General features: G+C 69.7%; 13 protein-coding genes. 6 read left to right on the top strand and 7 right to left on the bottom strand.

The genetic code is table 11. From position 1 onward, the window contains the following. Positions 1–8 precede the first annotated feature (8 nt). Positions 9–869, top strand: coding sequence for an NUDIX hydrolase (locus tag OO71_RS30125; protein WP_033293341.1), 861 nt, complete (start codon positions 9–11; stop codon positions 867–869). Positions 870–890: 21 nt separating this feature from the next. Here OO71_RS30125 and OO71_RS30120 read toward each other — a convergent pair whose 3' ends face one another. From OO71_RS30120 to OO71_RS30105, 4 genes are read right to left on the bottom strand one after another with little or no spacing between them, the layout of a single operon-like run. Next, positions 891–1,334: a YdeI/OmpD-associated family protein gene (locus OO71_RS30120; protein ID WP_033293340.1), complete on the bottom strand. Its 444-nt coding sequence runs from the start codon at positions 1,332–1,334 to the stop codon at positions 891–893. Positions 1,335–1,354: 20 nt separating this feature from the next. Beyond that, positions 1,355–2,494, bottom strand: a complete 1,140-nt coding sequence (locus tag OO71_RS30115; protein WP_033293339.1) for a glutamate--cysteine ligase — start codon at positions 2,492–2,494, stop codon at positions 1,355–1,357. 10 nt (positions 2,495–2,504) lie between these two features. After that, positions 2,505–3,068, bottom strand: a complete 564-nt coding sequence (locus tag OO71_RS30110; protein WP_033293338.1) for a hypothetical protein — start codon at positions 3,066–3,068, stop codon at positions 2,505–2,507. Beyond that, on the bottom strand, positions 3,065–3,832 hold the full coding sequence (locus OO71_RS30105) for an alpha/beta hydrolase (protein ID WP_033293450.1): 768 nt from the start codon (positions 3,830–3,832) through the stop codon (positions 3,065–3,067). Before OO71_RS30105 ends, OO71_RS30110 begins: the two co-directional genes overlap by 4 nt. A gap of 215 nt (positions 3,833–4,047) precedes the next feature. On the opposite strand from OO71_RS30105, the gene OO71_RS30100 reads away from it, so the two are divergent. Beyond that, positions 4,048–4,809, top strand: a complete 762-nt coding sequence (locus OO71_RS30100) for a lysophospholipid acyltransferase family protein (protein ID WP_033293337.1) — start codon at positions 4,048–4,050, stop codon at positions 4,807–4,809. 20 nt (positions 4,810–4,829) lie between these two features. Continuing rightward, positions 4,830–5,318, top strand: coding sequence for a polyadenylate-specific 3'-exoribonuclease AS (locus OO71_RS30095; RefSeq protein ID WP_033293336.1), 489 nt, complete (start codon positions 4,830–4,832; stop codon positions 5,316–5,318). A 76-nt stretch (positions 5,319–5,394) separates the two neighbouring features. Here OO71_RS30095 and OO71_RS30090 read toward each other — a convergent pair whose 3' ends face one another. Continuing rightward, positions 5,395–6,495: a 3-deoxy-7-phosphoheptulonate synthase gene (locus OO71_RS30090; RefSeq protein ID WP_033293335.1), complete on the bottom strand. Its 1,101-nt coding sequence runs from the start codon at positions 6,493–6,495 to the stop codon at positions 5,395–5,397. A 299-nt stretch (positions 6,496–6,794) separates the two neighbouring features. On the opposite strand from OO71_RS30090, the gene OO71_RS30085 reads away from it, so the two are divergent. Further along, positions 6,795–7,820, top strand: a complete 1,026-nt coding sequence (locus tag OO71_RS30085) for a 6-phosphofructokinase (protein ID WP_033293334.1) — start codon at positions 6,795–6,797, stop codon at positions 7,818–7,820. A 51-nt stretch (positions 7,821–7,871) separates the two neighbouring features. On the opposite strand, the gene OO71_RS30080 is transcribed toward OO71_RS30085, so the two are convergent. Next, the gene (locus OO71_RS30080) at positions 7,872–9,311 is read right to left on the bottom strand and encodes an aromatic amino acid ammonia-lyase (protein ID WP_033293333.1); all 1,440 of its coding nucleotides are present in this window, start codon (positions 9,309–9,311) and stop codon (positions 7,872–7,874) included. 28 nt (positions 9,312–9,339) lie between these two features. Continuing rightward, positions 9,340–9,642: an ArsR/SmtB family transcription factor gene (locus OO71_RS30075; RefSeq protein WP_211260645.1), complete on the bottom strand. Its 303-nt coding sequence runs from the start codon at positions 9,640–9,642 to the stop codon at positions 9,340–9,342. Positions 9,643–9,813: 171 nt separating this feature from the next. On the opposite strand from OO71_RS30075, the gene OO71_RS30070 reads away from it, so the two are divergent. Beyond that, positions 9,814–11,034: a glycoside hydrolase family 18 protein gene (locus OO71_RS30070; RefSeq protein WP_033293331.1), complete on the top strand. Its 1,221-nt coding sequence runs from the start codon at positions 9,814–9,816 to the stop codon at positions 11,032–11,034. Between the two features lie 50 nt (positions 11,035–11,084). Then, a complete protein-coding gene (locus tag OO71_RS30065; protein WP_033293449.1) occupies positions 11,085–11,750 on the top strand; it encodes a DUF2461 domain-containing protein in 666 nt (221 codons plus the stop codon). The last annotated feature ends 340 nt before the right edge of the window (positions 11,751–12,090 follow it).

The raw sequence follows: 12,090 nt of genomic DNA, 5'->3' as shown, positions 1-12,090 counted from the left end.
TGGGCAGGGTGACGCCGATGACCGCCAACCGCTTCGTGCGGTGCTCCTGCGGCCGGCAGCACTGGGGTGCGTACGGCGCGGCAGGGCTGCTGCTGTGCGATCCGAACCGCGGCGTGCTCCTGCAGCGGCGCGCATGGTGGGTACACAACGGCGGTACCTGGGCGTTACCCGGCGGTGCGATCGAAGCCGGCGAGACAGTGCGCGAAGCTGCTTCGCGAGAGGCGTGGGAAGAAGCCGACGTACCGTCGTCCGGGTTCCGGGCGATGTCGGCGTCGGTGCTGGATCACGGCGAATGGCAGTACACGACTGTCCTCGGCATCGCCGACAGTGCCCTCCAGGCGCGGGTCGCGAACCCGGAGAGCGCCGAAATGCGCTGGGTCCCGCCCGACGAGGTGGACGGGCTGAAGCTGCACAGCGATTTCGCGAGTGCGTGGCCGATCCTGCGCGCGCAGCTGGGCCGCGAACTCGTGCTGGTGGTCGACGCGGCGAACGTGATGGGCTCCCGTCCGGACGGCTGGTGGCGCGACCGGCACGGCGCCGCGGAACGGCTGCGCAACCAGCTCACCGGCCCGGCCGAACAGGGGATGCGGGACGACGTCGTCGGCATCGGCGCGGGTCCGGCGTGGTCGTGGTGGCCGCGCGTGGTGCTGGTGGTGGAAGGCAAAGCCAGGGGAGTGCCGTCGATCCCCGGCGTCGAGGTGGTGGCGGCGGAGACCGACGGCGACTCCAAGATCGTCGAGGTCACCGCGCAGCAACGCGAGGACGACCACGTGGTGGTGGTGACCGCCGACCGCGAGCTGCGCGGCCGGGTCGGCGCACTGGGTGCGCGGGTATTGGGCCCGGGAACCCTGCTGCGCGAACTCGGCTGACCACCCGGACTCAGCGGGTCGTTACTGGCTGAGCTCCGCGGCGATCTTCGCGATCCGCCGTTCCCGCGTTTCCGGCCGCTTGGCCGAGGTGACCGCGTCCGCCCGTTCGCGTTGTGCGGTGTAGGAAAGCTTCGCGAACGCCTCCCGCGCGCCCGGGTGCTGATCGAGCGCCGAGGCCAGCTCGGCGGGTATCTCGACGGTGCGTTCCTCGAGGTCTGCTTCCAGCGTGACCTCGACTGTCTCTCCGGCGTTGACCCCGGCTGCCTCCCGGTTGACCGCGCTGAGCGGCAGCATGAACTCGCCCCCGTAGACGGCGACCGTGGTGCGGTAGACGTGCGGCCCGATGGTTACCCGGACCTTGGGTTTCTTCCCCTGCCCGAGCGCGTCGACGACGTCCGCCGGGACCCGGAAACCGGTGGCGGTCTTGCCGTTGAGCTCGATCAGCGTGGTGAATGTGTGCGACATCCTGACCTCCCGCCCCGACCCTAAGCGTGCGGGACGCCGTCGCGCATCTCCATGACCAGCGCCGCGACCACGGCTTTCAAGGATCCGTTGTACTGCTTGGCCACCGCACGCTGGCGCTGGTAGCTCGCGCCCGCGCGGAGGATGTTCTCCACGTCGCGCAGTTCGCGGACGCAGTCCAGCCGGCGGGCCACCGGTTCGAGGCGGTCCAGCACGTCGAGGAGATCGTCGGTGACGAGGCGTTCGCGACCGGCGGCGTCGAGGATCACGATTGCGTCGAGGCCGTAGCGCGCGGCCCGCCATTTGTTCTCCTGCACGTGCCACGGCGGCAGCACCGGCAGCCGCTCGCCGCGGTCGAGGCGGGTGCTGAAGTCCTCCACCAGGCACTGCGTGAGCGCCGAGATCGCGCCCACCTCCTGCAGCGTCGGCAGGCCGTCGCACACCCGCATCTCGATCGTCCCGAAGTGCGGTGCCGGGCGGATGTCCCAGCGGATCTCGGAAAAATGGTCGATCACGCCGGTGGTGAACATGTCGTCGACATAGCGCTCCAGCTCCGCCCATTCGCGGAACTGGAACGGCAACCCGGCGGTGGGCAGCTGCTGGAACATCAGCGCGCGGTTCGAGGCGTACCCGGTGTCCTCGCCGGACCAGTACGGCGACGACGCGGACAGCGCCTGCAGATGCGGCGCGTAGTGCAGCAGCGCGTCGAGCACCGGCAGGACCTTGTCCCGGTGATCGAGACCGACGTGCACGTGGACGCCGTAGATCAGCATCTGCCTGCCCCACCACTGGGTGCGGTCGATCAGCTTGGCGTAGCGCGCCTTGTCGGTCACCTTTTGCCGGTACCACGAGGAAAACGGGTGCGATCCGGCGGAGAACAGCTCGACCCCGAGCGGGTCCGTGACGTGGTGCACCTCGTCGAGTGCGTCGGCGAGATCCGTTTTCGCCTCGGCGACCGTGGTGCACACGCCGCTCACCACCTCGATGGTGTTGAGCAGCAGTTCCTGCTTGATCCGCGGATGCTCGGCCGCGCCGTCCGGGCGGACCGCGGCGAGGATCTCCTCCGCGACCGACCTCAGCTCACCGCTGCGCCGGTCCACCAGCGCCAGCTCCCACTCCACCCCGACGGTGGACCGGCGGGAGGCCCGGAAGTCGATCCGCATGCCCGCCCGGTCAGACCTGCGCGCCGTTGGTGGGGTCTGCCCCCGGCGGCGGACCCTGGCGTACCCGCAGCAACAGCAACGCGATACCGGTGGCCAGCGACAGGATGCCGAGCGGCGTGGCCAGCGCCGGCCCGACGCCGATCAGGTTCGGCACGATCAGGAGCAGCAGCCCGACCACGAAGAAGAGCAGCACCACGAACGCACCCTTGCGCCACCGCGGCAATGGCGGCGGCTCCGGGGGTACGTAATGCTCGTCGTCCCCGGCCGGGTCGGCGGAGAACATCGTCTCGTCCCAGTCGGTGCCGCCGGTACGCCAGCCGTCCTCTGCCGGTGCCTTCGGCGGCTGCGGCCGTTGCGGTACCGGATCCGCGGCCGGACGGGCCGGGGTGCTGCCGGATCCGGAGACGTCGGGGTCGGCCGGGCGGGAATCCGGCGGAACGGTGTCGGTTCCGGCGCCGGGGAACGGGTCCTCGTCGACGAACACGCCCACGCCCTCGGCCCGGAGGTCGGCCACGATCTCGGCGAACGTGGCGTCGACGTCCTCGGGCCCGTCCGCGCCTTTCCCCCGGGTCATCCGGCACCCACCTGTCCCGCCCGCAGCGCACGGGCGAACTCGACACTCCGGCTGAAGATCACGTCCGCGTCGCTGTCCTGCGTCGCGACGTGGAAACTGTTCTCCAGCACCACTTCCGTGACGTCCGTGCTCGAGACGCCGGCCAGCACGATCTCCGAGTTCTCCGGTTCCACGACGTGGTCGACCCGCGAGTGCAGCAGCAGCACCGGCTGCGTCACCTTCGCAAGATCGGCCCGCACGAGCTTCCACAGCTTCGCGAGGCTCGCCGCCGCCCGCACCGGCGTGCGCGGGTAAGCCAGCTCGGTGACGCCGGGTTTCGCGATGTCGTTCGCGATCGCCGGGACCGACGGCACGACGTGCGCGAGCACCGGCAGCAGCTTGGTGTCCAGGCCGGTCCGCATGACCGACGGGTTGACCAGCACGATCCCGGTGAGGTCCGCGCCGAACTCCTCGGCGAGCCGGAGCGTGAGCGTGCCGCCCATCGACAACCCGCCGACGAACACCTGGTCGCATTCCGCACGCAGGGCCAGCAGCTCTTCGCGGACGACGCCGTACCAGTCCTGCCAGGTGGTCCGGTTGAGATCTTGCCACCGCGTGCCGTGTCCGGGCAGCAGCGGGCAGCGCACCGCGAACCCTTCCGCAGCGAGGTGCGCGCCCCACGCGCGCAAGCCGTCGGGGGTCCCGGTGAATCCGTGGCAGAGCAGGAAGCCGGCCCCGGAGGAACCCGGGTGGGAGAACGGTTCCGCGCCGGCGAGCACGCCCATCACGAACGCCTTCCGATCGAAGCGGTGGAGTCCGTCCATGCTCTCACGCCGACGCCGGGTTGTGGGGCCCCCTCTTGGCCGCCGTGGCAGTCCGGTTCCGCTGTGAGATCGGTCGCTGCCACGCGGTGACCGCCACTGCTCGCGTTGTGCGGGTGACCCCCTGTTCCGTAGGCTGACCTGCCGGGGCCCGCGCGGGCAGGAAGGACTGGAACCCGGTGCTGTACTGGCTGATGAAGTGGGTCGTCATCGGACCGCTGCTCAAGACGCTGTGGCCCACCAAGGTCGTGGGCGCCGAGAACATCCCCGAGACGGGGGGTGCCATCCTCGCGGGCAACCACCTCGCGGTCGCGGACTCGTTCTTCATGCCGCTGCGGGTCAAGCGCAAGGTCACCTTCCCGGCGAAGTCGGAGTACTTCACCGAACCCGGGTTCAAGGGCCTGCTCAAGAAGTGGTTCTTCACCGGGGTCGGCCAGTTCCCGATCGACCGGTCCGGCGGCAACGCCGCGCAGGCCGCGCTCGACACGGCCATCCGGCTGGTCGAGGACGGCCACCTGCTGGGGATCTATCCCGAGGGCACGCGCTCGCCGGACGGGCGGCTGTACAAGGGCAAGACCGGCGTCGCGCGGATCGCGCTCGAATCGCACGGCGTGGTGGTCCCGGTCGCGATGATCGGCACGGACAAGGTCAACCCGATCGGCTCGAAGATGTGGTGGCCGCGCCGGCTCGAGGTGCGCTTCGGCAAGCCGCTCGACTTCTCCCGCTACGACGGCCTTGCCGGTGACCGGTTCATCGAACGCTCGATCACCGACGAGATCATGTACGCGCTGATGGAGCTGTCCGGCCAGGAATACGTGGACATCTACGCGGCGAAGGCGAAGGAACTGCTGGCTGCGGAAGCCGCCGGGGTGAAGCCCAGGGTGCCCGAGCAGCCGTCCGGCCGCGCCGCGGACCGGGTGCCGGAGACCAAGGCAGGCTGAGGCCTGTCTACAGTTCACCGGTGCGTTTTTTCTACGACACCGAATTCATCGAGGACGGCGTGACGATCGACCTGGTGTCGATCGGTGTCGTTGACGAACGCGGCCGCGAGTTCTACGCCGTGTCCACCGATTTCGACCCGGCCCGCGCAGGCGCGTGGGTGCGCGACAACGTGCTGCCGAAGCTGCCGTCCCCGGCGGACCCGGCGTGGCGAAGCCGCGAGCAGATCCGGGCCGGCCTGCTGGAGTTCTTCGGCAAGCCGCCGGGTGGCATCGAGCTGTGGGCCTGGTTCGCGGCGTACGACCACGTCGCGCTGGCCCAGCTGTGGGGCCCGATGCCCGCCCTGCCCCGCCAGCTGCCCCGCTTCACCCGGGACCTGCGCCAACGCTGGGAAGACGCTGGAAAACCGAAACTCCCCGCCGCCCCCACCGACCAGCACGACGCCCTCGCCGACGCCCGCCACAACCGCCAGCGCTGGGACGTGATCGAGTCCGCCTTCCGCCGCCGCTGAGGCCCTGGGGGAAGTCCGTGAAGGGAACCATCACGGAATCTGATTCCCTGATGGTTCCCTTCACGGACTTGCCGGATCAGCCGCGGCGGGTGCGGACGGCGGCGGCCAGGGTGTCCAGCAGGTCGCCGGTGGTGTCCCAGTCCAGGCACGCGTCGGTGATCGACTGCCCGTAAGTGAGCTCCTCCGCCCGTCCGAGCACGAGCTCCTGCCGGCCGGCGACCAGGTTGCTCTCCAGCATCAGCCCGGCGATTCCGCGTTCTCCGGCGGCGATCCGGGTGGCCAGTTCTCGCACCACTTCGCCCTGCCGGACGTGGTCCTTGCCGCTGTTGCCGTGGCTCGCGTCCACCACCAGCCGCTCGGGCAACCCGGCCTTCGCCAGCCGTCCCAGGGTTTCCGTCACCGAAGCCGGGTCATGGTTAGGCCCCGATGAACTCCCGCGCAAGATCACGTGACAATCCGGGTTTCCCGAGGTCGTCACCAAGGCAGCCAGCCCGTCGACATTGATCCCCGGGAACACGTGCGACGCCGCCGCCGCGCGGGTCGCGTCCACCGCGACCTGGACGTCCCCCTCAGTGGAGTTCTTGATCCCCACCGGCATCGACAGCGCACTGCACAGCTGCCGGTGTACCTGGCTTGCCGCGGTACGCGCCCCGATCGAACCCCAGGTCACGATGTCCGCGATGAACTGCGGCGTGATCGGGTCGAGGAATTCGCACCCCACCGGCAGCCCGAGCGCGGACACGTCCAGCAGCAGCTTCCGCGCCATCCGCAGGCCCTTGTTGACCGCGAAGGTGCCGTCCAGATCGGGGTCGTTGATCAGGCCCTTCCACCCCAGTGTGGTGCGCGGCTTCTCGAAGTACACCCGCATCACGATGTGCAGATCCTCGCGCAGTTCCTCGGCTTTGGCCGCGAGCTGCTGTGCGTAGTCGAGGGCCGCGGCAGGATCGTGCACCGAGCACGGCCCGACGATCACGGCGAGCCGGTCGTCACGGCCGTCGAGGATGTCGACGGTTTCTGCGCGACCGGTCTGGACCACCTTGGCGACGGCGGCGTCCACCGGATGGTCTTCGCGGAGCAGGGCGGGGGAGATGAGCGGGCTGACCGACGTGGTGCGGCGATGGTCGAGCGAACTCGCGTCGGCAGGTGCTGCTGGGGCAACGACGAGCGGGGTGTTCATGAGCGGGTGGTCCTTCCTGGTGGACACCGACCCGCGGAGGAAGCGCCGAGCCGGTTCGAAATCCGGCTCGGGTGGAGGTCAGCGCAGGTTCACGCGGCCGTGCCCACCCGGGGCCGGCTTCGTAAACCAGAAATAGCGCTGCACGCGGCCACCGTAACACAGCCCGCCGCCGCCCCGTCGCGCCGCGGTCCGGACCGATTCGGCAGGTGGTCCGCCCTGCACCGATCCAGATGAAAACCGCTACGCTTGGCGGTGGAACTGTGACTGCACTCTCCCTGTGACGAAGACGGAGGAAACAGATGCGTGTCGGTGTGCTGACCGGTGGCGGTGACTGCCCCGGCCTGAACGCGGTCATCCGCGCGGTGGTCCGCAAGGGCATCGAGGTGCACGGCTGGGAGTTCACCGGCTTCCGGAACGGGTGGCAGGGTCCGATCACCGGCGAGAGCAAGCCGCTCGGGCTCGCCGACGTCGAGGACATCCTCACCCGCGGTGGCACCATCCTGCGCTCGTCGCGGACGAACCCGTACCAGGTCGACGGCGGCGTCGAGAAGATCCGCACCGTGCTGGAAGACCAGGGCGTGGACGCGCTGATCGCCATCGGCGGCGAGGACACCCTCGGCGTGGCGAAGCGGCTCACCGACGACGGCATCGGCGTGGTCGGCGTACCCAAGACGATCGACAACGACCTCAACGCCACCGACTACACCTTCGGCTTCGACACCGCGGTCTCCATTGCCACCGAAGCGATCGACCGGCTGCACACCACCGCCGAATCGCACCACCGCGCGCTGGTCATCGAGGTCATGGGGCGGCACGCGGGCTGGATCGCGCTGCACTCCGGTCTGGCCGGTGGCGCGAGCGTGATCCTGATGCCGGAGCGGCACTTCTCGGTCGACCAGGTCGTGCAGTGGGTTGAGCGCCGCTTCGAGAAGGAGTACGCGCCGATCATCGTCGTGGCCGAGGGCGCGCTGCCCGAGGGCGGCGAGGAGAAGCTGCTCACCGGCGAGAAGGACGCGTTCGGGCACGTGCGGCTCGGCGGCATCGGCAACTGGCTGGCCGACGAGATCTCCGCGCGCACCGGCAAGGAGTCGCGCGCGGTCGTGCTCGGGCACGTGCAGCGCGGTGGTACGCCGACGGCGTACGACCGGGTGCTCGCCACGCGCTTCGGCCTGCACGCGGTGGACGCGGTGGCCGACGGCGACTTCGGCGTGATGGTCGCGCTCAAGGGCACGGACATCGTCCGCGTGAAGCTGTCCGAGGCGACCGCCGAGCTGAAGACCGTGCCGCTGGAGCGGTACGAGGAAGCGGAAGTCTTCTTCGGCTGAGGCCTCGTGCCTCGTGAGTGGCGGTGGTGCTGCCGGTGCCGCTGGTGCCGCTCACGAGGCGAGGCGGTCGAGAATCCCTGCTGCGCGGGCGATGTCGTCGGTGAGCGGACGGTCGTCGAGCCGGTCGTCGAGGACGTCGCTGGCCGCGGTGAACGCGGCGCGCACCGGCAGGTCCACGAGTTCCGCCTTGCGGATTCGCAACGCCCGCACGGCCGCGACCAGCTCACACGCGAGTACTTGCCGGTACGCCGCAGCTGCCGCCGTGGCCGCCCGCGCAGCCTGGGTCGAGAAGCTTGCGTGATCCTCGATCCCGTGTGACACGACGGCGGTGCCCAGCGTCGCGGGTAGCGCGGCTTGCCGCAGTTCGGTGAGCGCGTCGTGCGCCACGTACTCCAGGATCATCACGCCGGAACTGCCCGGCGGACCCACCGCGAGGAACGGCCGTAACCCGGTGAACTCGGGTTCCACGAGGTCACCGAGCCGGGCTACGGACAACTCCGCGACCTGGTGGACCGTCGCGCGGGCTTGGTCGAGCGCTGTCGACACGTACGCGGTGTGGAAGTGCGCGTGGTGGTACGCGTCGCGGTGCTCAGTGGAGATCATCGGATTTTCCGTGCTGGCATTGATTTCTACGGCCAGTACGTCACGTAGGTACTGAATCGCGTCCAACGCCGGACCTTGTACCTGAGGAAAAGCGCGCAGCCCGAAGGGATCCTGAAGACGGCGTCCGGGCTTCGGTGTCCCGTGCATGCCGAGCAACCTTCGCATCTCCGCCGCGCACGCCACCTGTCCGGCGTGCGGACGCGCTTCGTGCACAGGCGTTGCGTACGCCTCGGGGTTGCCGTCGAGAGCGACGTACGTGAGCGCGGCGACGGCGTGACTCGCGCGCGTGAGCTTGTCCAGCGTCATCGCTGCGAGAGTCGCTTCGGCGAGCGTCGCGGCGTTGCTGCTCATGAACGCGAGCGCGTCGCCCGTGTGCACCGGAACCGGCGATACGGAGCCGACCGCCCACGCGCGTTCCCCGGCGAGCGCGAGGGCGGTCTCGGCGAGCGGAGCCAGGTCGCCGGTACCGATGGCGCCCAGCCGGTGTACGACCGGAAGCGCGCCAGTGCGTACCGCTTCGGCGAGCGCGCCGACCAGGTCCGGGCTGATCCCGGACCGTCCGGCTAGCAGCTGGTTCAGCCGGATCAACAGCATCGCGCGGATGTGCCCGGCCGGTAGGACGTCACCGCTTCCACCGGCATGGCTTCGCAGCAGGCGCAGCCCGTGTTCCGCGCTGTCGCCGCCGCCCACTGTGTCGTCCTTGTTCGCGCCGACGCCGGTAGTGCGCCCGTACACGACTCGTCGCGTGCTCAGCTCCTCGGCGAGCTTCCACGAGTGCTCGGCGGCGCGCAGGGCGGCTTTCGACACGTCGATTGCGAGCGGGCCTTCGGTGTGCGCTGCCGTGACGACGTCCGCGCAGCGCAGGGTCCGGCCGTCCACGCGGATCACGTGGTCCTCCTCATTCGGGTCATTCGGTTCATTCGGTTTGGTCGAGGCGTTGTTCCAGCGCGTCGAGCCGGCCGGACCAGAACTGCCGGTAGGGCGCGAGCCAGGCGTCCACCTCCGCCAGCGGTTCCGGGCGCAGCCGGTAGCAGCGGCGCTGGGCGGCGACGCGTACCGTCACCAGCCCGGCCTCGCGCAGCACGCGCAGGTGTTTGGACACGGCGGGCTGGCTGAGCCGCAGCTCGGCCACCAGTTCGCCGACCGAGCGCTCGCCCTGGAGCAGCAGGTCGAGGATCGACCGGCGGCGGGGCTCGGCCAGCACGTCGAAGGTCTGCATCACCCCGGAAATCTGCCTCGCCCGGCATATGCCTGTCAAGGAATGCGCATACCGACGAAGGTCCGATATTTGGTCTGAACCATTGACCGATTGGTCCAGTCCTTTTTACGGTGCGCTGGTCCCCACGTTACCGATTCATTACCCAGGGTCATCTCCCCGAAGGAGCCGGACATGCTTCGTCTGCGCAGAAAGCGCCTGGCCGCACTGGCCGGGCTGGCGCTCGCGGCCCTCGCCGCCGTGGTCGTCGCCACCCCTGCGGCCTCGACGGCGGCGCCCGCGAGAGCGTCGGCCGGGAAAGTGGTCGGGTACTTCACCGACTGGGGTGTCTACGACCGTAACTACCACGTGAAGAACATCAAGACGTCCGGGTCCGCGGACAAGCTGACGCACATCAACTACGCCTTCGGCAATGTGACCGGCGGCGGCTGCGCGATCGGCGACGCCTGGGCCGACTACCAGAAGACCTACGACGCGGCAGGCAGCGTCGACGGCGTCGCCGACACCTGGGACCAGCCGCTCGCCGGGAGCTTCAACCAGCTCAAGAAGCTGAAGGCCGAGCACCCCGGGCTGAAGGTGCTGTGGTCGTTCGGCGGCTGGACCTGGTCCGGCGGGTTCGGGCAGGCCGCGCAGAACCCGGCGGCGTTCGCGGAGTCCTGCTTCAACCTCGTCAACGACCCGCGATGGGCCGGGCTGTTCGACGGCATCGACATCGACTGGGAGTACCCGAACGCGTGCGGCCTGAGCTGCGACACAAGCGGTCCCGACGCGCTGAAGAACCTGCTTTCGGCAGTGCGGGCGAAGTTCGGCTCGTCGAAGCTCGTCACCGCCGCGATCACCGCGGACGGCAGCGAAGGCGGCAAGATCGACGCCGCCGACTACGCGGGCGCGGCACAGTACGTCGACTGGTACAACGTGATGACGTACGACTTCTTCGGCGCCTGGGCCGCGCAAGGCCCGACCGCCCCGCACTCGCCGCTCACCTCGTACGACGGCATTCCGGCGCAGGGCTTCAACTCGGACGCGGCGATCCAGAAGCTCAAAGCGAAGGGCATCGCGGCGGAGAAACTGTTGCTGGGCATCGGGTTCTACGGCCGCGGCTGGACCGGCGTCACCCAGGACGCACCGGGCGGCACCGCCACCGGACCGGCGCCGGGCAAGTACGAGCAGGGCATCGAGGACTACAAGATCCTCAAGTCGAGCTGCCCGGCCACCGGCACCGTCGCGGGCACGGCGTACGCCAAGTGCGGTTCGCAGTGGTGGAGCTACGACACCCCGTCGACGATCGCGGGGAAGGTGTCGTACGCGAAGTCGCAGGGCCTCGGCGGCACGATGTTCTGGGAGCTCTCCGGGGACACCCCCGACGGCGAGCTGATCAGCGCACTCACCCGATAGGCAGGACCGGGGCACCGGTTTTGTCGGTGCCCCGGTTTATCGTGCTGGGGGTGAAGTTCAGCGGATTCGGAGAGCATGCCGTCGAGTTCTACGACGGGCTGCTCGCGGACAACACCAAGGCGTACTGGGACGACCACGTCGCGATCTACAAGGAGCACGTCCGAGCGCCGATGGAGGCGCTGCTGGCCGAGCTGGAACCGGAGTTCGGCGCAGGCTTCGGCGGGGCGAAGGTGTTCCGGCCGTACCGGGACGTCCGGTTCGCCCACGACAAAACGCCGTACAAGACCCATTGCGGCGGGGTGATCGAAGCCGGCCGCGGGGGAGGCGCGTACTACGTCGAGGTAGGCCCCGAAGGCCTCCGCGTCGGCGGCGGTTGCTTCCACCTGGCGTCGGACCAGCTGTCGCGCTTCCGCACGGCAGTCGACACCGACCTGCACGGCCCTGTTCTGGAGAAAACCCTGGCCGCGCTGCGCCGCAACGGCTGGTCCATCCTGGGCGACCGCCTGAAATCCCGCCCAAGAGGCTTCGCGGAAGACCACCCCCGCCTGGACCTCCTGCGGCACCGCTCGGTGTACGCGGTCCGAGCGTGGGAGCCGGGTGACTTCCTGCATGAACGCGAGGCGCTGGACCGGGTCCGCAAGTCCTGGCGGCAACTCCGGAAGTTCAACGAGTGGGCCCGCGACCATGTCGGACCGAGCGACCAACCTCGGCGGTGATTCGCGGCCGGGTCTTATTCGAGGGGGGCGGGGCCGGGTTGGGCTGTCGGGTCCGGGCAGTGCCGAGCCGCGTTGGGCCGGGGTGCCGATCGAGGGTGTGGTGCCGGGCTGGTGCGTTCTTCCTGCCTGGCGACTGTCCGAATCCGACATAACTGCCCGACCCGCCCGACCCGACTCGACCAGCCCGGCATGACCCGGTCTGCCCGGCCGACCCGACCTGCCCGACCCGCCCGGCCGATCCGACCCGACCTGCCCGGCCGACCCGACCTGCCCGACTCGACTCGACCTGCCCGATCCGACCTGCCTCGACCCGCCCCGACCCGCCCCGACCGACCTGCCT

This window comes from Amycolatopsis jejuensis (assembly GCF_000717335.1).
GTDB classification, from domain to species: Bacteria; Actinomycetota; Actinomycetes; order Mycobacteriales; family Pseudonocardiaceae; genus Amycolatopsis; species Amycolatopsis jejuensis.
This window is presented reverse-complemented; position numbering and strand designations above follow the sequence as displayed.